The organism is Nioella sediminis, from assembly GCF_001879695.1.
GTDB lineage: Bacteria > Pseudomonadota > Alphaproteobacteria > Rhodobacterales > Rhodobacteraceae > Nioella > Nioella sediminis.
Map to the genome: position 1 here is coordinate 41080 of NZ_MNBL01000041.1, position 20425 is coordinate 61504.

The following is a 20425-nucleotide window of genomic DNA, read 5'->3' on the forward strand; positions in this document are numbered from 1 at the left end:
AAAAACGGGGCGTCCAACAGGGCGCCCCGCATTGCTTCCCGGGCATGGCGCACCTAATCTCTGTTCCAGATTGAGCAGGAGCATTCGATGCAAACCCTTTCCCGTCTGGCGCTGATCCTTGGTCTCGGCCTGTCTGCCCCCGCAATGGCCCAGAACACGGTCGCCCTGGAACCCGGACTGGCCGGTGCCTACCTTGCCGCCCGCAGCGCGGCCCTGTCGGGCGACCACCGGGAAGCCGCCATCCAGTTTCAGCGCGTGTTGCGCGCCGACCCGGACAACCAGGCAATTCTGGCCGATGCCATGCTGGCGCTTGCCGCGATCGGTGTCTGGGACCAGGCCGCATCTTACGCGAACAGGGTTGACGAGGGCTCGTTCGACCGGGATTTCGCGAACCTCATCGAACAGGTGGCGCGAATCCGTGCAGGGGATCTGGCCGGGGCCAGCGCCGCCGCCGTCGAGATGACAGGGGCCGGTCCCCTGGTCGATCCGCTTCTCGAAGCATGGCTCTATCTTGCAGAGGGCGACATGAGCCGCGCGAGCGCGACCTTTGAAGCCATCATCGACAGCAACAGCCCCGTGGCAGGGCTGGTTCCCTATCAATACGCGCTTGCACGGGCCTCTGTCGGGGATTTCGAGGGGGCGGATGCGATCCTGTCCGGCGAGGTCTACGGGCCACTGCAGTTCAGCACCCGAAGCGTTCAGGCCCATGCGCAGATCCTCGTGCAGCTGGACCGGACCGAGGACGCGCTACAACTGCTGAACCTTGCGCTCAGCCAGAATGCCGACGAGACCCTGTTCGTTCTGCGCGACGAGATCGAAGCCGACCCAACCCGTCCTTATGATTTCATCATCACACCCGAGGAAGGTATGGCAGAGGTCTTTTTCTCTCTTGCCCGCGCCCTTGGCACCGAGGCCGGGACCACCCTGCCGCTGATCTATGCCCGCGCCGCGCATGCGGTCGATCCCGGCCATATCCATTCGGCAATTCTGGCTGCCGACATTTTGTCGGAAGCAGAGCAATATGAAATGGCCGAAGACAGCTATGAAATGGTGCCGCGCGAAAGCCCGCTCTTCGTGCAGGCCGAAATGGGCCGGTCCGAAGCGCTGTTCCAGCAGGGCCGCGAGGATGCCGCCATCGAGGTTCTGCACGCCCTGGCGCGCGACTATGACAACCTGGCCGCCGTCCACACCGCGCTTGGCGACGCGCTGCGGCGTGAGGAAAGGTTCGAGGAAGCGATCGAGGCCTATAGCGACGCCGTCAATCTGGTGGAGCTTGACCAGCAGCGCTATTGGTTCCTGCTTTATGCCCGTGCGATCAGCTATGAACGCAGCGACATGTGGGACGAGGCGGAGGCCGATTTCCGTGCCGCGCTGGAACTGTCGCCGGAACAGCCGAATGTGCTGAATTATCTGGGCTACTCCCTGGTCGAACAGAACCGCAATCTCGATGAAGCGCTCAACATGATCGAGCGGGCCGTCGCGGCGCGACCCGACAGCGGCTATATCGTCGACTCGCTTGGCTGGGTCTTCTACCGGCTAGGCCGTTTCGAGGAGGCGGTGGCCCCCATGGAACGCGCCGTGGAGCTGCTGCCGAACGATCCGATCGTCAACGACCACCTGGGGGATGTCTACTGGATGGTTGGACGCTTCCGCGAGGCGGAGTTCCAGTGGAGCCGCGCCCTGTCCTTCGACCCGGAACCGGAAGAAGCCGACCGCATTCGGCTGAAACTGGACCTGGGGCTGGATGCCGTCCTGGCCCAAGAGGCCGAGACCAACCCGTGATCTGCGAAGACGCCTCGGCGAAGATCAACCTTGCGCTGCATGTGACCGGGCAGAGGCCGGATGGCTATCACCTGCTCGACTCGCTCGTCGTCTTCGCGGGGGTCGGAGACCGGCTGCGGTTTGCCCCCGGCCCGGATCTGTCCCTGTCCGTGACGGGGCCGATGGCGGAGGGTGTGCCGACAGGGCCAGACAACCTGATCCTGCGTGCGGCGGCCTTGTTCGGGGCCGGGCGCGGGGCGGCGATCGCTCTGGAAAAACACCTGCCCCACGCGGCCGGGATCGGCGGGGGGTCGGCAGATGCCGCCGCCACCCTGCGGGGTCTGGCGCGGCTATGGAACTGCCCGCGACCCGACAAGGCGTCAGTGCTGACACTCGGGGCCGATGTTCCGGTCTGCCTGTCGCTGGCACCGCAGCGCATGGCAGGGATCGGCGAGATCCTTTCACCGGTTCCGCCGATACCCTGCCTGCACGCCGTTCTGGTCAACCCGCGGGTTGCTGTCCCGACAGGCGCGGTTTTTCGGGGCCTGACCAGCAAGCAGAATGCGCCAATGGACCCACCCGATTGGGACGGGGTCGACAGTTTCACGGAATGGCTGTCTCGGCAGAGAAACGATCTGGAGCCGCCTGCGCGCGCCCTGGCACCAGAGATCGGCGAAGCCCTGACCCTGTTGCGAAATACCGGCACTGCACTTGCCCGGATGAGCGGGTCCGGCGCGACCTGTTTCGGACTGTTTGAAACAGAAGGTCAGGCCGCAGACGCCGCGCGTGTCATCAGCAGCGCACAGCCCGGCTGGTGGGTTCAGGACACCGCAATTCAGACGGGCTGAACGGGCTCAGCTGACCCGCTCCACCACGAAATCCGCCAGATCGGCCAGCATGTCGCGCAGCGGATGCGGGGGCAGCTCTGCGATGGCGGCTTTCGCCTCATCCCGGTAGCGCAGCGCCTCGACGCGCGTCTCTTCCAGAGTGCCATGTTTGCGCAGCAGGGTCAGGGCGGTGTCGAGGTCGCCCTCTTCCTGACGCCCCTTTTCGATGGTCCGCTGCCAGAAAGCGCGTTCTTCCGTGTCGGCTTTGGCAATCGCCTTGATCATCGGCAGCGTCAGTTTCCGTTCGCGGAAATCGTCCCCGATATTCTTGCCAAGCGCGCCGGATGTGCCGCCGAAGTCGAGCAGGTCATCGACGATCTGAAAGCTCATCCCGAGCGCATCGCCATAGCGCGCCAGAGCCGACACCTGCGCGTCAGATGCCCCCGCCACGACGCCGCCCACCTCGGTCGCCGCCTCGAACAGAGCCGCCGTTTTGCCCCGGATGACCAGCCGGTAGGTGTCCTCGCGCGTGGACAGGTTCTGCGCGGCGGTCATTTGCAGCACTTCGCCCTCGGCAATCGTGGCAGACGCATTGGCGAGGATATCCAGCACTCGCAGCGACCCGCATTCCACCATCAACTGGAAGGAACGGGAAAACAGGTAATCGCCCACCAGCACCGAGGATTTGTTGTCCCACAGCAGGTTCGCCGTGGGCCGTCCGCGCCGCTGTTCGCTTTCATCAACCACGTCGTCATGCAGAAGCGTCGCGGTGTGGATGAATTCCACCGTTGCCGCCAGCTTCTGGTGGTCGGTGCCATCGTACCCGCAGAGCCGCGCCGCCGCGAGCGTCATCAGCGGCCGGATGCGCTTGCCGCCCGCCTCGACCAGATGTTGCGTCACCTCGGGAATTCGGGGCGCATGATCGGACGCCATCCGCGTGCGGATCAGGGCATTCACCGCCTCCATATCCTCGGCCAGATGCTCGCGCAAACGGTCATGCGGTTTTGTGGCGGCGTCAGCGAGGGTCATCCGGAGGTCTTCCTTCTCTCGACATTGGGGCGTCGTAGGCTTATTTGCCCTACCATGAAAGAACTTCTTCGCAGCACCGATCCGACCATCATCGCCTTTGCCTCGGCACTTCTGTCGGGCGAGGATATAGAGGTGTTCGTTATGGACGTCCATATGAGCGTGCTGGAAGGCTCCATCGGCGTATTGCCGCGCCGGATGATGGTGCGCGACGAGGATCTGATTGCCGCCGAGCGTGTGATCCGCGACAACGGCATCCCGACCGGACGTGACTGAATGGGGTTCGCCGAGGCGGAGCTGACCCATGACGCCTTTCTGGGCGGGCGCGTGCATGCTTGGCAGCCGCGCCATGGCTACCGCGCCGCGACCGACCCCGTGTTGCTGGCCGCGGCCGTCGAGGCCACGCCGGGGCAGTCGGTGCTGGAGCTTGGGTGCGGGGCCGGTGTGGCCTCCCTTTGCCTTGCGGCCCGCGTTCACGGCCTGACCCTGACCGGCGTGGAACGGCAATCGGAATACGCTGAACTCGCCCGACGCAATCTGGGGCCCGAGGCGCGCATCCTCACCGCTGACCTGACCGACTTGCCCGCCAATCTTCGGCAGGAAAACTTTGACCACGTCATCGCCAACCCGCCCTACTACCCCGCCGGGGGTGGCACCTCGGCCCGCGACAGGGGACGCGAGGCGGCGCTGCGCGAGGAAACCCCGTTGGAGAAGTGGGTCGATGTCGCGGCCCGCAGGCTGACCCCCAAGGGCTGGTTGACGATGATCCAGGCCGCTGACCGGCTGCCGGACATGCTGGCTGCCATGGCCCCGCGCCTAGGCTCCATCATCCTTCGCCCTCTTGCTGGCCGCGAAGGCCGTGCCGCCAGCCGGGTGCTGGTGAAAGCCCGCAAAGGCGGCCGCGCGCCCTTTACCCTGCTGCCGCCGCTGGTCCTGCATTCGGGGCCGGATCACCGGGAAGATGGCGACGATTTCACGCCCTTCGCCCGGTCCATCCTCCGCGACGCCGCGCCACTGCCCTGGGTCTGATCGGCGGGTGTCCGCAGGTTTCCGACAATTTCATGCAGGCTTTGCGTGACATGAATCGCGACCTGTGCTTGGCTTGTCATACGGACGTTACACATCAGAGAGGAGGACATTGAATGTCGGTAGGCGCTCATCTTCAGGAACTCAGGAAGAAACACGAGACCCTCTCGCGCAAAGTCGAAGAATACCAACGAAGCCCCGGCACAAGTGACATCGACATCCAGGAGCTGAAAAAGCAGAAGCTCCGCATCAAGGAAGAGATCGCGCGCCTCGACGCCTGATCCCATGACCAAAGCGGATGTGCGGCGTCAGCCCGGCACATCCGCCGCCCTGACCAGAACCCGGCCCTCCGAAAACCGGTCCATATCCTTGGCCTGATCCAGAACCCACGTCAGGAATGATTTGATCTGCGGTCTTTCCTCTGATCCTTTCGGACACAGGAACCGGAAATGAGAATCCGTGGTCAAGGCAATTGGAAACGGGGCGACCAGCCGCCCCTCTCGCAAATCACGCTCCGAAAGACAGATCCGCCCAAGCACGACACCCGCCCCGGTGGCGGCGGCGTCAATGGCGTGATCCGGATGGCTGAACCGAAGCCCCCGTTTTGTCGGCACCCCCAATCCTGCGGCGCGAAACCAGACCGACCAATTCGCGTCGGACGACAGGTCCGTCACATCGTCCATGTGAAGCAAGGTCGCGTTCGCCAGATCCTCGGATGTGCGTATGCGCTTGGCCATTTCAGGTGACATCATCGGAGTCACCCAATCCTGCAGGATCGGCGTGGAGAAAAGCCCGTCATCCCTGCCCTTTCCGAACCGTATGGCGACATCTACCTCATCGCGGTCAAAATCCATCAGCTTGAGGGAGGCAGTGAAGCGTAGCTCGATATCTGGATGTGCCTCGGCAAACTGGAACATGCGCGGTGCCAGCCACTTGGCTGTAAAGGCTGGCCCCGCCGTGATTGTGACGCTGGATTGGTCGGTCAGCCGTTGCGTGACCCGCCATGCGGCCCTCAGTGTTGCGAACCCCTCCGTCGCGCCTGGGGCAAGGTGTCGGCCCGCTTCCGTGAGGTCTACCGCACGATTCAGACGGTGAAACAGGGGGGCACCCAGATGCTCTTCCAGCGATTTGATCTGAAAACTGAGCGCGGCGGGGGTGACGTTCAACTCCTCCGCGGCCTTGGCAAAGCTCAGATGGCGCGCGGCGGATTCAAAGGCACGCAGGGCAGTCAGCGGGGGAAGGCGATCAGGCATGTCGGTTAAGTAAAACTTATCTGAAGGTCCGTAAAGTCTCGTTTGTATGGAAAATAACTCGTCCATAGATTGATTTTAGTTAAAAATTTCTTCCAAGAGGAACCGCAAGATGTACGAAGCGACCACACAAAAAGCCATCCGCGATGGCATCGACGCAGCCCATGAAGCGCGCGGGGTTGCCTTTCGCGACCTCCTATCGGCCCTCTTTGGGCGGCGGCATGAAAAAGGCCCCTGCCCGGAAGGGCAAGGGCCTGTGTTGCGGGGTTACAGCGCTTAGCTGAAGAACTGTGCACCGTTGGCCGAGATGGTCGAGCCATTGATGAAGCTCGCGTCATCGGAGGCCAGGAACACAACGCAGCGCGCGATCTCTTCCGGCTCACCCAGACGGCCGGCGGGAATCTGTGGGATGATGTTCTTGTTCAGCACTTCCTCGGGGATCGCGCGGACCATTTCGGTGCCGATATAGCCGGGGCAGACGGCATTGGCGGTGATGCCAGCGCGCGCGCCTTCCTGTGCCAGCGAGCGGACGATGCCGATGTCACCGGCCTTGGTCGCGGCGTAGTTGACCTGACCGGCCTGACCCTTCTGCCCGTTGACCGAGCTGATCACGATCACGCGGCCAAATTTGCGTTCCCGCATGCCGGGCCACACCGGGCGCACGGTGTTGAACACACCGGTGAGGTTGGTGGCAACGACCTTGTTCCACTGTTCAGGGGTCATCTTGTGGAAGAAGCCGTCCCAGGTGATGCCCGCATTGGCGACAACGACATCGACGGGGCCAAGATCGGCCTCGACCTGGGCGATGCCAGCGGCGGACGAATCGTAGTCGGCCACGTCCCATTTGTAGGTTTTGATGCCGGTTTCGGCGGTGAAGGCGGCGGCCTTTTCGTCATTGCCGGCATAGGTGGCGGCGACCTCGTAGCCTTCGGCCTTGAGCGCCTTGGAAATGGCTTCACCGATGCCGCGGGTGCCGCCGGTGACGAGTGCAACTTTTGCCATGGTCTTCTCCAATCTGGTGTGTTCGGTTGGTAACTCTGTTATTCATTTGCTGCGGTGTGCGCAATATTGTTTCGCGGTTGTTTTGCCGCAGCTGCGAAGATCCCTGAAGAAGAAGGGCGCCTCTGCGGGCGCCCTTGTTATGTTTTCACTGGCCCCTGACGATTACGGACGCTCGACGCAAAGCGCCACGCCCATGCCGCCACCGATGCAGAGTGTTGCAAGGCCCTTCTTGGCATTGCGGCGCTGCATCTCGAAGAGCAGCGTGTTCAGGACGCGCGCACCGGAGGCGCCGATCGGGTGGCCGATGGCAATGGCGCCACCGTTCACGTTCACGATGGCCGGATCCCAGCCCATATCCTTGTTCACGGCACAGGCCTGTGCGGCAAAGGCTTCGTTGGCTTCCACAAGATCGAGGTCCTCAACCTTCCAGCCCGCCTTGTCCAGCGCCTTGCGGGACGCGTAGATCGGGCCGACGCCCATGATCCGCGGGTCGAGACCGGCGGTGGCGTAGGAGGCGATGCGCGCCAGCGGTTCGATGCCGCGTTTCTCGGCCTCGTCAGCGGACATCAGCAGGGCACCGGCTGCGCCGTCATTGAGACCGGAGGCGTTGGCAGCGGTGACGGACCCGTCCTTGGTGAAGGCCGGGCGCAGCTTCTGCATGGCCTCCATGGTGGCGCCGTGGCGGATGTACTCGTCGCTGTCGACGATGATGTCACCCTTACGGGTCTTGATCGTCACGGGCGTGATTTCATCCGCGAACTTGCCGGCCTTCTGGGCGGCTTCGGCCTTGTTCTGGCTGGAAACTGCGAATTCGTCCTGCATGTCGCGGCTGATCTGCCACTGTTCAGCAACGTTTTCAGCGGTCTGCCCCATGTGGTAGCCGTTGAACGCGTCCCACAACCCGTCGCGGATCATGGTGTCGATATACTTCATATCGCCCATTTTCTGGCCCTGCCGCAGCGCAGCGCAATGGGGCGAAAGCGACATGTTTTCCTGACCGCCAGCGGCCACGATGGACGCGTCGCCCAACATGATATGCTGCGCGGCCAGTGCCACGGCCCGCAGGCCCGAGCCACAGACCTGGTTGATGCCCCAGGCCGCACTTTCCTGCGGGAAGCCCGCATTGATATGAGCCTGACGAGCGGGGTTCTGGCCCTGACCTGCAGTCAGAACCTGACCGAGAATGGTCTCCGAGACCTCGGATTTGTCTACGCCCGCGCGCTCGACCAAAGCGTTGAGAACAACGGTTCCGAGGTCATGGGCGGGGGTGTTGGCGTAGGAGCCGAGGAAGCTGCCGACGGCAGTCCGGGCAGCGGAGGCGATGACAACATTGGTCATGTCAGATCCCTTTTCGATTTCTTCGAGTCATCCGGACGGGCGGGCCCGACTCGGCGCGACGGAAAGGTTGCGGTTACGCAGGGTCATAGTGTCCCTTTGTATACGTCACAACTGACACGGTGTCTCATGCTGCAGTGCTGATCAATCGGTGATTGTGCTGACGGAAGGTCAGGTGCCGGTGGCCGCCTTGTCCGCCAGCCAGGGCGGGGTCAGGCTCGGCGCCCCGAAGAAATACCCCTGAAGACAGTCGATTCCCGATTGGGCGAGCCACCCGGCCTCGGCCCCGTTTTCCACGGTTTCCGCCACGGTGAACATGTCGAAATGGGTGGCGATGGAAATCAGCGCCTCCATCAGAACCTGATTGTTGGGATCGGAATGGACGTTGCGCACGAACTGGCCGTCGATCTTGACGATGTCGAAATAGAATTCCCGCAGATATCGAAAGGCGGTGTAGCCTGCGCCGAAATCGTCCAGCGCGAAGGCAATGCCCTTGTCCTGCAGGTCCGACATGAAGGTGGTCACCAGTTCCGGCATCTGCATGGCAGAGCTTTCCGTGATCTCCAGGATAAGGCGTTCAGCGATCTTGGGATCGGAGGACAACCCGCGATTGAGGATCTGCTTCCACTTCGGATAGCCGATCGACCGGGCGGACATGTTGATCGACAGGCGCAGCGACGGCGTCTGGCGCAACGCACGCAGCCCGGCGCGCAGCGCGGCGCAGTCGATTTCCCGCCCCAGTTCCTGTGTTTCGACAGCCCCCATGAACTCCTTGGCGGGAATGACCCGGCCGGTTTCATCTAAGATTCGAATCAACCCCTCGTAGAAGGCCACGGTCTGCGGGTTCGCGGCCTGCACGACCGGCTGATAGGCCAGCACCGCATCGCCCCGGTCCAGCGCCTCGCGCACCATGGTCATGGTGTTCCGGTCCCGGCTTTGCACCGCGAAATCCAATGGGCTTTCCTGACCCGCATCAACGAGTTTCCTACGCTTGCGCCCCCGCATGGCAGCCTCCTTCAACAGACCGCGCCACCATGCAGCCGCAACAGTTAAGCCATGGTGAATTTTCTCATTTTGTTCTAATTTGGAGAAAAGCCGACTCATCGCATTTTCCCCATGGAGGACAAGAGGATGGCAGATACTCGCTGCACCTGGCCCGGAACCGACCCTCTATACGTTGCCTATCACGACGAGGAATGGGGTGTGCCGGAATGGGACAGCCGGGCGCTGTTCGAGAAGCTGATTCTCGACGGGTTTCAGGCCGGGCTGGCCTGGATCACGATCCTGCGAAAGCGGGAGAATTTCCGCGCGGCTTTCGCCGGGTTTGATCCGAACGTGATCGCGGAGTGGGGTGAACCGGAGGTTGAGCGGCTGTTGCAGGACACGGGCATCATCCGCCATCGCGGCAAGATCGAGGCGACCATCGGGAACGCGCGGGCGTGGCAGCGGATCGAAGCCGAGCAGGGATTTTCGGACTACCTGTGGAGCTATGTGGGCGGATCGCCCATTCAGAACCGCTGGATGGCGATGAACCAGGTCCCGGCCTCGACCCCGACTTCCGAGCGGCTGTCGAAGGACCTGAAGAAGGCCGGGTTCAAGTTCTGCGGGCCGACCATCGTCTATGCCTTCATGCAGGCGGTTGGGATGGTGAATGACCACATGGTGACCTGCCCGTGCCATGCGCGCGTGGCGGACCTGGCACGCAACGCGGACATCTAGCGCAACAACGGCGCTTCGAAGCGCCGTGCCAAGCGCCTTCGAAGGCGCTTTCAAGGGCTTTCCAAAGCCCTTCCCCGCGCCCCGATCACCCGTCTTCGCCAGACATCAAGGCCGTGAGCAGCGCAATCGCCTCGTCGCTGGCCCAATCCGCGTCACCGCGCAGGCGCCCGATCTCCTGCCCCTCGGGGTTCAGCACCACCGTGATCGGCAGACCAAGCACCCCCATCTGGCGCGACATGGTCTGGCGCGGGTCGAGATAGACGGGCAGGTCTGTTACGCCCTCTTCTTCGAAGAACCGATTGATCGCAGGGATCGGATTGCGCCCGGAGGCAATCGTCACAACGGCAAACTCATCACCGCCCAACTGCTGCTGCAGCGCATTCAGCGACGGCATCTCCTCCCGACACGGCGCACACCACGTCGCCCAGAAGTTCAACACCACGAAGCGGCCTTCGAAACTCGCCAGCGTCATTTCGGTGCCTTCCACATCCGTAAAGCTGACCCCGGGCACCGCTTGCGGCTCGTCATGCAGCACCATGGCACGCATGTCTCCGGCCAGAAGATCCTCAACCCCGTCGGCAGCAACGGCATTTGCACCCAGGCACAAGGCCATGTAGAGCGGGGCAAGTCGGACAAGACGGAACATTCACTTTCCTCCGGGGTTATACGGATCCATGTCGAACAAGAGCTCGAACGCAATGTGGGGCGGCCGCTTTGCCGCTGGACCGGACGCGATCATGGAGGCGATCAACGCCTCGATCGGGTTTGACAAGCGATTGGCAAAACAGGACATCGACGGGTCTCGTGCTCATGCGGCCATGTTGGCCGCTCAGGGTATCCTCACTGATAGTGATGCGGAAGCGATCCGGGAAGGGCTGCTCACGGTCTTGTCAGAGATCGAGGGTGGCACCTTCCAGTTTTCCACGGCCTTGGAAGACATCCACATGAACGTGGAATCGCGGCTGAAAGAAATCGTGGGCGAACCTGCTGGCCGTTTGCACACCGCGCGCAGCCGGAATGACCAGGTGGCGACGGATTTCAAGCTATGGGTGCGCGACCAGATGGATGCGGCCATGGCGGGGCTGACGGCGCTGATGCAGGCGCTGATCGGGCAGGCCGAGGCCGGGGCGGATTGGGTCATGCCCGGCTTTACCCATTTGCAGACGGCGCAGCCTGTCACCTGGGGCCACCATATGATGGCCTATGTGGAGATGTTTGCGCGTGATCGCTCGCGCTTCGCAGACGCCCGCAAGCGGATGAACGAATGTCCCCTGGGCGCGGCGGCTCTGGCGGGCACGTCTTTCCCCATCGACCGGGAGGCGACGGCGGCGGCGCTTGGCTTTGACCGGCCTGCGGCGAACTCGCTCGACGCCGTGTCCGACCGCGACTTCGCTCTGGAGTACCTGTCATCCGCCACGATCTGCGCCATGCACCTTTCCCGCATGGCGGAAGAGCTGGTGATCTGGTCCTCCGCGCAATTCCGCTTCGTGACGCTAAGCGACCGGTTTTCCACCGGCTCCTCGATCATGCCGCAGAAGAAGAACCCTGACGCGGCGGAACTGATCCGCGCAAAGATCGGGCGCATCCTCGGGGCCAACGTGGCGCTGCTGACTGTCATGAAGGGCCTGCCGCTGGCCTACTCGAAGGACATGCAGGAGGACAAGGAACAGGTCTTTGACGCCGCCGACAACCTCGCCCTCGCGCTTGCCGCGATGGAGGGCATGGTGCGCGACATGACCGCGAACGTGGCTAACTTGGAAGCGGCGGCAGGCTCCGGCTTCTCCACCGCGACTGACCTTGCCGACTGGCTTGTCCGCGTGCTCGACATGCCGTTCCGCGATGCCCATCACGTGACCGGCGCGCTCGTGAAGCTGGCCGAGGACAAGGGTTGCGACCTGCCGGACCTGAGCCTTGCCGACATGCAGTCCGTCAATGGGCAGATCACCGCCGATGTGTTCGACGTATTGGGCGTGCACAATTCCGTTGCGTCAAGAATGTCCTATGGTGGCACGGCACCCGCTCAGGTGCGCGCGCAAATCACCCGCTGGAAGGAAGCCCTCGCATGACCCGCCTGATCCCCGCCCTGATGATCACGGCCCTTCTGACCGCCTGCGGCGTCGATGGCAGCCCCACCCACCCGGAACCGCGCCCGGAGCCCGGCATTTCGATCAGTGGGACCGTCGAGATCGGGGTTGCGGGGGGCAACTGACGCCGCCCGAGTTTTCGCAGCCATTATTATCACCTTTGCCGTTGAACTGCGGGCTGAGGCCCCATATCGTCCAAGCCTTGAGACGCCGCATAACACAGGGACAGTAGCGTACATCCTATGGACAAGATTCCGATGACCCCCACGGGCTATTCAGCCCTCGACGCCGAACTCAAGACGCTCAAGACCGTCGAACGCCCGGCCATCATCGCCGCCATTGCAGAGGCGCGCGAGCACGGGGATCTGTCGGAGAATGCGGAATATCACTCGGCCCGTGAAAAGCAGTCCTTCATCGAGGGCCGCATCAAGGAGCTGGAGGGGCTGATCAGCCTCGCGCAGGTCATCGACCCCAAAACCTTGTCCGGGGCGATCAAGTTCGGCGCGACCGTGGAACTGGTCGACGAGGACACCGAGCAGGAGAAAACCTTCCAGATCGTGGGCGAGGCTGAGGCGAATATCGAAAAAGGTCTGCTCAACATCAACTCCCCCCTCGCCCGCGCCTTGATCGGGAAAGAGGAAGGTGACAGTGTCGAGGTGAAGACGCCGGGCGGCAGCAAGGATTACGAGATCGTCAAGATCTCCTACATCTAGTATCATCGCGCTGCCTCTACGCGGAACTTGGTGGTTATGGCAGACGAAAAGCACCCGACCTCATTGGACCTGGGCATCTACTCTCAGGAACGCATGACCCCGCGGATCACGACGGTCGAGGTCATGGCACTGGTGCTTTCGGCGCTTTGGCTTGCTGGCGTGGCGTGGTTCTTCTACGGCACCGACCTGTCGGCCTTCGCGGGGCTTGGCGGCACGCCCCTGGAAGTCACCATGCTGATGATGGCGATCTTCATGCCCATTGCGCTGATCTGGGTCGCGGCCTCTGCCGCCAAGACCGCCAAGATCATGAGAGAGGAAGCCGCCCGCCTGCAAAGCGCCATAGATGCCATGCGTGCCGCCTATGTGGCGCAGCAGCAGCGGCATGCGGTCGAGATCAAGCCCGCCCTTGTCGCCAAGCTGACCGAGATCGTCGAGGCGCAGCGCAGTGCAGAACCGGCCCAGGCCACCTTCACCAGCCTGCGTAAACCGGTGGAACCCGCCGAAGACCGCGCTGCCGTGGCTCACCCGGCGCCGCAGCCCGAGACACCACAGCCAAGCTTCGGCTTTGGCACTCCGGCAGAGGCTCTGGACGATCCGATCTCCATCGCTGATTTCATCAAGGCGCTGAATTTCCCGGAAAACGAGCACGACAAGGAAGGCTTCCGCACCCTGCGCCGGGCGCTTCAGGATCCCTCCACCAAGAAGCTCATCCGCGCCAGCCAGGACGCGCTGACACTTCTGTCACAGGACGGCATCTACATGGATGACCTGCGCCCCGACCGCGCCAAGCCGGAAATGTGGCGGCGCTTCGCCAAGGGCGATCGCGGCAAGGCGGTGGCGGCGCTTGGCGGTATCCGCGACCGGTCTTCGCTGGCCCTGTCAGCGGGCCGGATGAAGCAAGACCCGGTCTTCCGCGACGCGGTCCACCATTTCCTGCGCCAGTTCGACCGCACATTGGTGGACTTCGAGCAGAACGCCACGGACGAAGAGATCGCCCAGATGTCCGAAACCCGCACCGCCCGCGCCTTCATGCTGCTCGGCCGGGTGACCGGGACGTTTGATTGATTTGGGGTGTTGGGTGGTTCTGATAGCCAGATCATTACTGGTAGGGGGAACGGCAAAAACGGTGGTTTCCGCCAGTGACAGCAATGGTTGAGTTCTGTCCAAATCAGCGCGCCGCGTGACAAGTGCGCGGTAATTCAGCAAACTCGTCTGAAAATCGTAGGAGAGCTGGATGCCGCTTGAATTGTCCGACCCCGTAACGAGCCAGAGAAGGCTCCGAGAGATCATCCCGGAGTGGAAGGGCAATGCAAGCAAGAAAGACCTCGACCGCGTCAACGACGTGGCGCGGGAGTTCATTGCTCGATCGCCTTACGTAATCATTTCCTCGGCTGGTGTTGAAGACCGTCACGACGTCTCCCCGAAAGGTGACGCGCCAGGTTTTGTGCATGTGTACGATGACAAGACTCTCCTCGTGCCTGACCGGCTAGGAAATCATCGCGCGGATACCTTCGAGAACCTCTTGATTGATGACCGGGTTGGGGTGTTGTTCCTCGTTCCCGGCCACAAGGAAACGCTACGGATCGCCGGGCGCGGACGCATTGCCGCTGACGAAGCACTGCGCGAACGCTTCGAAATCAACGGGCGGCTGCCCGACCTCGTTCTGGTGGTCGATGTGGAACAGGTCTTCATGCACTGCTCGAAGTCGTTGGTTCGCTCGAAGCTCTGGTCACCTGACACATGGGAACATGCACAGGATGCACCCAGCTTGGCTCAGTGGGTCAAATCAACCGTCGATACTGAAGAATCCCTCGAACAAGTGCAGGGCAACCATGATCGAGATCGGGAAACACGACTGTACTGATCTTGGTATCAAAGGTTTGCCAAAAACCCCTTGCCACGACCTGCGTGTCAAAAATGGTCGTTTTTGGCACGACCATCTGCCCGACCTGACATCAAGCTGTTGGCAGAGACATAACCCCCCGGCAGAACCGAGGTAGATTTGTCAGGGTTCTGTCACCCTTGAGCACTCACTCACCGCTCCCCCCATTCCTCCGCCCGCTCCAAATCCTCCGGCGTGTTGATGTTGAAGAACGGGTCCACGGGGCCGGATGGGAACCGTGCCAGCACCGCACCCTGCTGTTCGGCCCACAGCCCGACCTTGCGTTCGCCTCTGTCTAACGCCTCCCGCAAGGCGTCTCGCAAAGAAACCGACCACAGGCCGAAGGTGGGGTGGCGCATCTCTCGCCCCTCGACAACGCTGCTTGCGAGCACGACGGGTGCCCCTCCTTCAGCCGCCAACAGCAGGCGCGGGACGAGGTCTTCGGGCAGGAAGGGGGTGTCGGCGGCCACGCTCACCACATGATCGGCACCCTGAGCCGCCGCCCACTCCATCCCCGCCAGCACTCCAGCGAGGGGGCCGGGGTAGCCCGCGACCGGATCGGGCAACACGGGCAGGCCAAGGTCGGCGAAGCGTGTCAGATCCCCATTCGCGTTCAGCGCAAGGGCCGCAACCTGGGGCGCGGTCCGCTCGATCACGCGGGACAGGAGCGACCGTCCCCCAAGCAGCAAGCGGCCCTTGTCGCCGCCGCCCATGCGGGTCGCCTGCCCCCCGGCCAGGATCACACCGACGGGTTGTTTCATGACGGCCCCGCGGAAATCACGTGACGGAATAGGTCAGGATCACAGACCATCATTTGCTTCTTCGCCTCAGCCCCGGTAATGGCGGTATCAGGCTCTATCCTAAGGCTCTCTCATGGCAAGCTCCACCACTGCTTATTGGCGCGGCATCCGCGCGGCCCTGCCCTTCCTTCTGGTCGTGGCCCCGTTCGGGATGCTGTTCGGCGTCGTCGGGACCGAGGCCGGGCTGAACCTGGCGCAAGTCATGGGCTTTTCCGTGGTCATCATCGCGGGCGCGGCCCAGTTCACCGCCGTGCAGCTGATGCAGGAACAGGCGCCGACGCTCATTGTACTGGCCTCGGCCCTGGCCGTGAACCTGCGCATGGCCATGTATGCGGCCAGCCTTGCCCCGCATCTGGGGCCTGCGCCGGGCTGGCAGCGCATCCTCATTGCCTATTTCAACGTCGATGGCACCTATGCGCTGTCGCATATGGAATACGAGGCGAAGCCTGCCCTGACGCTGTCCGAGAAGGTCGGCTTCTACATGGGCACCGCCACCGTAATCTGCTTTCCGTGGTACCTGGCCACCTGGATCGGTGCGGTGCTTGGGGCCTCGATCCCGGCAGGACTGTCCATCGACTTTGCCGTGCCGGTGGCCTTCATGTCCTTCTTCGCCCCGGCGCTGCGCACCTTGCCGCATGTGGCCGCTGCCGTCACCGCGATTATCCTGGCGATCCTGCTGCAAGGGGTGCCCTACAGCCTGTGGATCCTGTTGGCGGGCGCGGGCGGCATGATCGTGGGGGCCGAGCTGGAACGGAGGATGGCGAAATGACGGGGTGGAGCGACGCCACCATCTGGACCATCATCGTGGCGCTCGGCGTGGGCACCTTCACGATCCGCTTTTCCTTTCTCGGCCTCCTTGGCGACCGGGACTTGCCCGACTGGCTGCTGCGCCACCTGCGCTATACCGCCGTGGCGATCCTGCCCGCGCTTGTCACACCCATGGTACTGTGGCCAAACGCAACCGGCGGCCAAACGGACCCTGCCCGCCTGACCGCCGCCATTCTTGCCCTTGCCGTGGGCTATTGGACCAAGAACGCCATCGCCACGATTGCAACCGGGCTTGCGGCGCTCTTCGCCCTGCAGGCTCTTGGGGTTTAACCTTCGCGCGCTTTCAGCGAGTCGCGGATCTCGATCAGGATATCCAGCTCGCTCGGGCCGGGATCGGCAGCGGGCTCCGGCGCGGCTTCTTCTTCCTTCTTCTCGGCGGCTTCCTTGATCTTGTTGATCGAGCGCACCAGCATGAACACCACGAAGGCGATGATCAGGAAATTGATGATCGCCATGATGAAGGCCCCATAGGCAAAGGTCGCGGCCCCGGCCTCTCGCGCGGCTTCCAGCGTGGCATAGTCGCCGCCGCCCATGGTGTAGAACAGGTTGGAAAAGTCGATCCCGCCGGTGAACAGCCCGATAAATGGCTGGATCAGGTCATCGACCAGTGACTTCACGATCGCGGTGAACGCCGCGCCGACGATGATCCCGACAGCCATGTCCATGACGTTGCCGCGCGCAATGAAATCCTTGAACTCTTTCAGCATTGTCCTGCTTCCCTTTGTACAATTGCGGGCGCTCTGCCCGATGGTGAAGAATAATTGACACAATCTTCAGTTGTTTGTCTTGAGAAATCCGACAGACTTCAAGCGACAAACAGGATACCCGATGGCCGATCTGTCCCGTTTCCCGATCACCGCCCGCTGGCCCGCCACCAACCCCGATGCGATCCAGCTTTACGCCTTTCCCACGCCCAATGGCGTCAAGATCTCCATCGCGTTGGAGGAGCTGGCCCTGCCCTACGAGGCGCACAAGGTCACGCTGAAACCAGAGGACGTGAAGAGCCCTGAATTCCTGACGCTCAACCCCAATGGCAAGATCCCCGCGATCATCGACCCCGATGGCCCCGACGGACAGCCCGTTGGCGTGTTCGAAAGCGGGGCGATCCTGATCTATCTGGCGGAAAAGACGGGCAAGCTGATCGGAAGCAGCACCCCGGAGCGGCTTGATATCCTGCAATGGCTGATGTTCCAGATGGGGGGCATCGGGCCGATGTTCGGGCAGCTTGGGTATTTCTACCGCGGGGACGGTAAGGCAATCGACGACAAGCGCCCCAAGGATCGCTACATCGCCGAAACCCGGCGGCTGCTGTCCGTGGTTGAACAGCGTCTGGACGGCCGCGAGTGGCTGTGTGGGGACTATTCCATCGCCGATATCGCCACCGGCCCCTGGCTGCGTATCCTCGATATGTATGGCGCGAGAGAGGCCGTGGGATGGTGGGATTTCCCCAATTGTATCGCCTATCTGGACCGGTTCCTGGCCCGACCCGCCGTGCAGATCGGGCTGGTCACGCCGCCGCGCGACTGATCACGCCTTCCAGCGGTAATCGGTCAGGTGCGCGGGCGGCTCCACCCCCGGCAGGTTCTGCGGGTCGGGCTGAAGGGGACCGGCCCGCGTTTCCATCGGGATCACCCCGGCCCAGATCGGCAAGGCATAGTCCTCGTCATCATCGACCGGCATGCCGGTACGAATCTTGGCGCTGCCCTCGGCGATCTCCATCCCCAGAACCGTCGTTGCTTTCAGTTCCTGCGCCGTGTTCGGCCTGAGCTGCGCCGCCCGCCCCGGCCAGAGCCCGTCGATGAAGGCCGACAGCCGCGCCTCCTTGTCGTCATCCGGCACCACGAAGGCCGCGCCGAATAGCATCACCGACCGCGTATTGGCCGAGTGGTGCATACCCGACCGCGCCATCACGAACCCATCGAGAATCGAGACCGTCAGGCAAACCTCCGCCCCCTTGCTGGCCCGGATCGCCCGGCTGGCGCTGGAGCCGTGCCAATAGACGTGATTGCCCTCGCGCCACTGAAAGGTGGGCGTCACATAGGGCAGCCCGTCGATCACATAGCCGACGCTGCACATGGGCTGCGCGTCGAGGATGGCATTGATGGTGTTCCGGTCGAAATGCCCGCGTTCGTGGGACCGGCGCAGGCGGGTGCGCGGGGTGATCTCCAGTGTCATGGTGCGTCTTTCCTGAAAACTGACTTGTCAGGGGGGATGTGCCATGCAATTGGTCTGCACTGAATATCCAATTATACTGAATAGATGCAGACCAATCTGGATGCAGCCCTGCTGGCCATCAGCCTCGACCGAACCACGACAGAGCCGCTGCATATCCAGCTGACCGAGGCCCTGCGCCGCCTGATCCTGTCAGGCCAGGCCCCGCCCGGTGCGCGCCTGCCCGCAAGCCGCCAATTGGCAAAGGATCTGTCCGTGTCCCGCCAGACCACCCTCACCGCAGTGGATCAGCTGGTGGCAGAGGGCTATCTGGAAACCAAACAGGGCGCCGGATGCTTCGTGGCAAAGGACCTGCCACATCTGGCACCACCCGATCCGACCCCGCTGCCCAGACCCGACCCGCCGCAGCCCTACCGGCCCTTTCACCCCGGCATCCCCGACATGACGCTGCTGCCCCACGCAACCTGGGCGCGCCATCTCGACCGGGCGTGGCGGCACCCGCATCCCGATCTGCTCTCTGCCCCGAACCCGCTTGGCTGGCCCGCCCTGCGCGCAGCTATCGCCGCCCACCTCAAGGCATGGCGCGGGATCGACTGTGATCCGGGGCAGGTGGTGATCACCTCGGGCGCGACCGAAACCTTCGAACTCCTCGCCCGCAGCCTGATGACGCGCGGTGACCGGGTCCTGGTCGAGCAACCCGGCTTCGCCCCGATGCGGGCCGCCCTGTCAGGGGCTGGCCTTTCCCTGGTGCCCATGGCGGTCGATGAGGGCGGCGCCCTACTGCCAGAGACGACAGCGGCCCGTGCCGCCATCATCACCCCCTCGCGTCACTACCCATTGGGCCACACGATGCCCCTGCCCCGCCGTCTGGCCTTTCTATCTTGGGCCACCCGCAACACCGCCTGGATCATCGAAGACGATTACGACAGCGAGTTTCGCTACACCGGCACCCCCCTGCCCGCGCTCATGTCGCTCGGGGCAGGGCAGACGATCTATGTGGGCAGTTTCTCCAAGCTGATCTCTCCGGCCCTGCGATTGGCCTACATGGTGCTGCCGCCGCCGCTGGTCGACCCCGTTCGAAGGGCGCTCGCGCAAACCGGCCCGCGCGCCTCGCTGGTACCGCAACCGGCACTGGCGGAGTTCATGGAGAGCGGCGCCTTCGCCACCCATCTGCGCCGGATGCGCCGGGTCTATGCGGACCGGCAGCAGGTGCTGCTTTCGGCCCTGTCCCAGCACCTGCCCGACCACCTGCGCGCGGATCCGGACCCGTCCGGCATGCACCTCGTCTGCCGCCTCGGGCCCGCGCTTTCAGGCATCAGCGACGCCGAGATTGCACGGCGCGCTACGAATGCCGGCCTGACCCTCCGCGCCCTTTCCGCCTATTGGCCGGGGGACGACGGCCCGCAGGGGCTGGTATTGGGATATGCAGGCTTTTCAACAGACCAGCTGGAAGACGCCGTTCAGCGCCTCGCCTGCGTGCTTCAGGATGGCAAAGCGCCCGTCAGAACGTAGCGCAAGATCTCGACCACCTGCCGTGGCTCGGACGTCACCGCCAGCGCTGCCGCATGCACCTCTTTCAGCGCATGCTGATGCTCGGGCATCGACAGCACGATCACCGATTTGCCAAGCGCCGCCGCATAGCCCGCGTCGAAGGCTGCGTTCCACTGCTTGTATTTCTCACCGAAGCGCACAACGACCACATCCGCCTGCTCGATCCCTCGCCGGGTGCGGATGGCATTCAGCTTGGCGCCCTTGTTGTCATGCCAGAACTTGTCCGCTTCCGCGCCCAGGATCGCCACACCGCAATCGTCACTGGCCTCATGGTCCGTAACAGGCGCAGAGAACACCACGTCCAACCCCTCGGCCCCCGCAACAATCTGCTCGCGCCAATCGGTGTGGATCTCTCCGGACAGGTAGACTTTCAGCATTGCGATCTCCCTTTCATCTTGGCCCAAATACCTCGGGGGGTCCGGGGGGCAGCGCCCCCCGCGGATCGACGC

25 protein-coding genes are annotated in these 20425 nt (G+C 63.2%); 15 read left to right on the forward strand and 10 right to left on the reverse strand.

Annotated features, from left to right (window positions below):
- Positions 1 to 87 precede the first annotated feature (87 nt).
- Together BKY26_RS05315 and BKY26_RS05320 are read left to right on the forward strand one after the other, a co-directional pair.
- On the forward strand, positions 88 to 1782 hold the full coding sequence (locus BKY26_RS05315; protein WP_071689359.1) for a tetratricopeptide repeat protein: 1695 nt from the start codon (positions 88 to 90) through the stop codon (positions 1780 to 1782).
- Complete coding sequence (locus BKY26_RS05320; RefSeq protein ID WP_071689360.1) at positions 1779 to 2609, forward strand: 4-(cytidine 5'-diphospho)-2-C-methyl-D-erythritol kinase; 831 nt, start codon at positions 1779 to 1781, stop codon at positions 2607 to 2609. Before BKY26_RS05315 ends, BKY26_RS05320 begins: the two co-directional genes overlap by 4 nt.
- Before the next feature lie 6 nt (positions 2610 to 2615).
- Here the strand turns inward: BKY26_RS05320 and BKY26_RS05325 are convergent, their stop codons facing one another.
- Entirely contained in the window at positions 2616 to 3617 is a 1002-nt protein-coding gene (locus BKY26_RS05325; RefSeq protein ID WP_071689361.1) for a polyprenyl synthetase family protein, read from the reverse strand.
- A 54-nt stretch (positions 3618 to 3671) separates the two neighbouring features.
- Between BKY26_RS05325 and BKY26_RS05330 the strand changes: the two genes are divergently transcribed.
- From BKY26_RS05330 to BKY26_RS05340, 3 genes are all read left to right on the forward strand, one after another.
- Complete coding sequence (locus BKY26_RS05330) at positions 3672 to 3890, forward strand: putative signal transducing protein (protein WP_071689362.1); 219 nt, start codon at positions 3672 to 3674, stop codon at positions 3888 to 3890.
- Positions 3891 to 4643 (forward strand): tRNA1(Val) (adenine(37)-N6)-methyltransferase, encoded by a 753-nt coding sequence (locus BKY26_RS05335; RefSeq protein ID WP_071689363.1) that lies wholly within the window; start codon positions 3891 to 3893, stop codon positions 4641 to 4643.
- A 113-nt stretch (positions 4644 to 4756) separates the two neighbouring features.
- Entirely contained in the window at positions 4757 to 4921 is a 165-nt protein-coding gene (locus tag BKY26_RS05340; RefSeq protein ID WP_071689364.1) for a YdcH family protein, read from the forward strand.
- 27 nt (positions 4922 to 4948) lie between these two features.
- Here BKY26_RS05340 and BKY26_RS05345 read toward each other — a convergent pair whose 3' ends face one another.
- The 4 genes from BKY26_RS05345 to BKY26_RS05360 all read right to left on the reverse strand — a co-directional run bounded on the left by BKY26_RS05345 (position 4949) and on the right by BKY26_RS05360 (position 9232).
- The gene (locus tag BKY26_RS05345) at positions 4949 to 5893 is read right to left on the reverse strand and encodes a transcriptional regulator GcvA (protein ID WP_071689365.1); all 945 of its coding nucleotides are present in this window, start codon (positions 5891 to 5893) and stop codon (positions 4949 to 4951) included.
- A 273-nt stretch (positions 5894 to 6166) separates the two neighbouring features.
- On the reverse strand, positions 6167 to 6892 hold the full coding sequence (gene phbB / locus BKY26_RS05350) for an acetoacetyl-CoA reductase (RefSeq protein WP_071689366.1): 726 nt from the start codon (positions 6890 to 6892) through the stop codon (positions 6167 to 6169).
- A 162-nt stretch (positions 6893 to 7054) separates the two neighbouring features.
- Entirely contained in the window at positions 7055 to 8230 is a 1176-nt protein-coding gene (locus BKY26_RS05355; RefSeq protein WP_071689367.1) for an acetyl-CoA C-acetyltransferase, read from the reverse strand.
- A gap of 168 nt (positions 8231 to 8398) precedes the next feature.
- On the reverse strand, positions 8399 to 9232 hold the full coding sequence (locus BKY26_RS05360; RefSeq protein ID WP_071689368.1) for an EAL domain-containing protein: 834 nt from the start codon (positions 9230 to 9232) through the stop codon (positions 8399 to 8401).
- A 126-nt stretch (positions 9233 to 9358) separates the two neighbouring features.
- Here BKY26_RS05360 and BKY26_RS05365 point away from each other — a divergent pair, with 126 nt between their 5' ends.
- Positions 9359 to 9946 carry a DNA-3-methyladenine glycosylase I gene (locus BKY26_RS05365; RefSeq protein WP_071689369.1) on the forward strand — a complete coding sequence of 196 codons (588 nt, stop codon included), beginning with the start codon at positions 9359 to 9361 and terminating at the stop codon, positions 9944 to 9946.
- 85 nt (positions 9947 to 10031) lie between these two features.
- Here the strand turns inward: BKY26_RS05365 and BKY26_RS05370 are convergent, their stop codons facing one another.
- The gene (locus BKY26_RS05370) at positions 10032 to 10592 is read right to left on the reverse strand and encodes a TlpA family protein disulfide reductase (protein WP_071689370.1); all 561 of its coding nucleotides are present in this window, start codon (positions 10590 to 10592) and stop codon (positions 10032 to 10034) included.
- Positions 10593 to 10620: 28 nt separating this feature from the next.
- Between BKY26_RS05370 and argH the strand changes: the two genes are divergently transcribed.
- From argH to BKY26_RS05395, 5 genes are all read left to right on the forward strand, one after another.
- Positions 10621 to 12012: an argininosuccinate lyase gene (gene argH, locus BKY26_RS05375; protein WP_071689371.1), complete on the forward strand. Its 1392-nt coding sequence runs from the start codon at positions 10621 to 10623 to the stop codon at positions 12010 to 12012.
- Positions 12009 to 12155 carry an argininosuccinate lyase gene (locus tag BKY26_RS05380; protein WP_071689372.1) on the forward strand — a complete coding sequence of 49 codons (147 nt, stop codon included), beginning with the start codon at positions 12009 to 12011 and terminating at the stop codon, positions 12153 to 12155. The genes argH and BKY26_RS05380 overlap by 4 nt, the downstream gene beginning before the upstream one ends.
- A gap of 117 nt (positions 12156 to 12272) precedes the next feature.
- Positions 12273 to 12743, forward strand: coding sequence for a transcription elongation factor GreA (greA, locus tag BKY26_RS05385; RefSeq protein ID WP_071689373.1), 471 nt, complete (start codon positions 12273 to 12275; stop codon positions 12741 to 12743).
- Positions 12744 to 12779: 36 nt separating this feature from the next.
- Positions 12780 to 13808 carry a hypothetical protein gene (locus tag BKY26_RS05390; RefSeq protein ID WP_071689374.1) on the forward strand — a complete coding sequence of 343 codons (1029 nt, stop codon included), beginning with the start codon at positions 12780 to 12782 and terminating at the stop codon, positions 13806 to 13808.
- A 169-nt stretch (positions 13809 to 13977) separates the two neighbouring features.
- Entirely contained in the window at positions 13978 to 14607 is a 630-nt protein-coding gene (locus BKY26_RS05395) for an MSMEG_1061 family FMN-dependent PPOX-type flavoprotein (protein ID WP_071689375.1), read from the forward strand.
- A 170-nt stretch (positions 14608 to 14777) separates the two neighbouring features.
- Here the strand turns inward: BKY26_RS05395 and mobA are convergent, their stop codons facing one another.
- Complete coding sequence (gene mobA / locus BKY26_RS05400) at positions 14778 to 15386, reverse strand: molybdenum cofactor guanylyltransferase MobA (protein WP_071689376.1); 609 nt, start codon at positions 15384 to 15386, stop codon at positions 14778 to 14780.
- A gap of 112 nt (positions 15387 to 15498) precedes the next feature.
- Here mobA and BKY26_RS05405 point away from each other — a divergent pair, with 112 nt between their 5' ends.
- Complete coding sequence (locus BKY26_RS05405; protein ID WP_071689377.1) at positions 15499 to 16194, forward strand: AzlC family ABC transporter permease; 696 nt, start codon at positions 15499 to 15501, stop codon at positions 16192 to 16194.
- Positions 16191 to 16523 carry an AzlD domain-containing protein gene (locus BKY26_RS05410; RefSeq protein ID WP_071689378.1) on the forward strand — a complete coding sequence of 111 codons (333 nt, stop codon included), beginning with the start codon at positions 16191 to 16193 and terminating at the stop codon, positions 16521 to 16523. Before BKY26_RS05405 ends, BKY26_RS05410 begins: the two co-directional genes overlap by 4 nt.
- On the opposite strand, the gene mscL is transcribed toward BKY26_RS05410, so the two are convergent.
- Positions 16520 to 16960 (reverse strand): large conductance mechanosensitive channel protein MscL, encoded by a 441-nt coding sequence (mscL, locus tag BKY26_RS05415; RefSeq protein WP_071689379.1) that lies wholly within the window; start codon positions 16958 to 16960, stop codon positions 16520 to 16522. The genes BKY26_RS05410 and mscL overlap by 4 nt on opposite strands.
- Positions 16961 to 17081: 121 nt before the next feature.
- Here mscL and BKY26_RS05420 point away from each other — a divergent pair, with 121 nt between their 5' ends.
- A complete protein-coding gene (locus BKY26_RS05420; protein WP_071689380.1) occupies positions 17082 to 17780 on the forward strand; it encodes a glutathione S-transferase family protein in 699 nt (232 codons plus the stop codon).
- Here BKY26_RS05420 and BKY26_RS05425 read toward each other — a convergent pair whose 3' ends face one another.
- Positions 17781 to 18428: a pyridoxamine 5'-phosphate oxidase family protein gene (locus tag BKY26_RS05425; protein WP_071689381.1), complete on the reverse strand. Its 648-nt coding sequence runs from the start codon at positions 18426 to 18428 to the stop codon at positions 17781 to 17783.
- An 84-nt stretch (positions 18429 to 18512) separates the two neighbouring features.
- Between BKY26_RS05425 and pdxR the strand changes: the two genes are divergently transcribed.
- Positions 18513 to 19937: a MocR-like pyridoxine biosynthesis transcription factor PdxR gene (gene pdxR / locus BKY26_RS05430; RefSeq protein WP_071689382.1), complete on the forward strand. Its 1425-nt coding sequence runs from the start codon at positions 18513 to 18515 to the stop codon at positions 19935 to 19937.
- Here pdxR and BKY26_RS05435 read toward each other — a convergent pair.
- The gene (locus tag BKY26_RS05435) at positions 19907 to 20353 is read right to left on the reverse strand and encodes a YtoQ family protein (RefSeq protein ID WP_071689383.1); all 447 of its coding nucleotides are present in this window, start codon (positions 20351 to 20353) and stop codon (positions 19907 to 19909) included. The genes pdxR and BKY26_RS05435 overlap by 31 nt on opposite strands.
- Positions 20354 to 20425: the final 72 nt, after the last annotated feature.

Excerpts from the sequence above, each read along its gene's own strand:
- BKY26_RS05315 (WP_071689359.1), top strand. The coding sequence starts at position 88 with ATGCAAACCCTTTCCCGTCTGGCGCTGATCCTTGGTCTCGGCCTGTCT.
- BKY26_RS05325 (WP_071689361.1), bottom strand. The coding sequence starts at position 3,617 with ATGACCCTCGCTGACGCCGCCACAAAACCGCATGACCGTTTGCGCGAG.
- BKY26_RS05330 (WP_071689362.1), top strand. The coding sequence starts at position 3,672 with ATGAAAGAACTTCTTCGCAGCACCGATCCGACCATCATCGCCTTTGCC.
- BKY26_RS05335 (WP_071689363.1), top strand. The coding sequence starts at position 3,891 with ATGGGGTTCGCCGAGGCGGAGCTGACCCATGACGCCTTTCTGGGCGGG.
- BKY26_RS05340 (WP_071689364.1), top strand. The coding sequence starts at position 4,757 with ATGTCGGTAGGCGCTCATCTTCAGGAACTCAGGAAGAAACACGAGACC.
- BKY26_RS05345 (WP_071689365.1), bottom strand. The coding sequence starts at position 5,893 with ATGCCTGATCGCCTTCCCCCGCTGACTGCCCTGCGTGCCTTTGAATCC.
- phbB (WP_071689366.1), bottom strand. The coding sequence starts at position 6,892 with ATGGCAAAAGTTGCACTCGTCACCGGCGGCACCCGCGGCATCGGTGAA.
- BKY26_RS05355 (WP_071689367.1), bottom strand. The coding sequence starts at position 8,230 with ATGACCAATGTTGTCATCGCCTCCGCTGCCCGGACTGCCGTCGGCAGC.
- BKY26_RS05360 (WP_071689368.1), bottom strand. The coding sequence starts at position 9,232 with ATGCGGGGGCGCAAGCGTAGGAAACTCGTTGATGCGGGTCAGGAAAGC.
- BKY26_RS05365 (WP_071689369.1), top strand. The coding sequence starts at position 9,359 with ATGGCAGATACTCGCTGCACCTGGCCCGGAACCGACCCTCTATACGTT.
- BKY26_RS05370 (WP_071689370.1), bottom strand. The coding sequence starts at position 10,592 with ATGTTCCGTCTTGTCCGACTTGCCCCGCTCTACATGGCCTTGTGCCTG.
- argH (WP_071689371.1), top strand. The coding sequence starts at position 10,621 with ATGTCGAACAAGAGCTCGAACGCAATGTGGGGCGGCCGCTTTGCCGCT.
- BKY26_RS05380 (WP_071689372.1), top strand. The coding sequence starts at position 12,009 with ATGACCCGCCTGATCCCCGCCCTGATGATCACGGCCCTTCTGACCGCC.
- greA (WP_071689373.1), top strand. The coding sequence starts at position 12,273 with ATGGACAAGATTCCGATGACCCCCACGGGCTATTCAGCCCTCGACGCC.
- BKY26_RS05390 (WP_071689374.1), top strand. The coding sequence starts at position 12,780 with ATGGCAGACGAAAAGCACCCGACCTCATTGGACCTGGGCATCTACTCT.
- BKY26_RS05395 (WP_071689375.1), top strand. The coding sequence starts at position 13,978 with ATGCCGCTTGAATTGTCCGACCCCGTAACGAGCCAGAGAAGGCTCCGA.
- mobA (WP_071689376.1), bottom strand. The coding sequence starts at position 15,386 with ATGAAACAACCCGTCGGTGTGATCCTGGCCGGGGGGCAGGCGACCCGC.
- BKY26_RS05405 (WP_071689377.1), top strand. The coding sequence starts at position 15,499 with ATGGCAAGCTCCACCACTGCTTATTGGCGCGGCATCCGCGCGGCCCTG.
- BKY26_RS05410 (WP_071689378.1), top strand. The coding sequence starts at position 16,191 with ATGACGGGGTGGAGCGACGCCACCATCTGGACCATCATCGTGGCGCTC.
- mscL (WP_071689379.1), bottom strand. The coding sequence starts at position 16,960 with ATGCTGAAAGAGTTCAAGGATTTCATTGCGCGCGGCAACGTCATGGAC.
- BKY26_RS05420 (WP_071689380.1), top strand. The coding sequence starts at position 17,082 with ATGGCCGATCTGTCCCGTTTCCCGATCACCGCCCGCTGGCCCGCCACC.
- BKY26_RS05425 (WP_071689381.1), bottom strand. The coding sequence starts at position 18,428 with ATGACACTGGAGATCACCCCGCGCACCCGCCTGCGCCGGTCCCACGAA.
- pdxR (WP_071689382.1), top strand. The coding sequence starts at position 18,513 with ATGCAGACCAATCTGGATGCAGCCCTGCTGGCCATCAGCCTCGACCGA.
- BKY26_RS05435 (WP_071689383.1), bottom strand. The coding sequence starts at position 20,353 with ATGCTGAAAGTCTACCTGTCCGGAGAGATCCACACCGATTGGCGCGAG.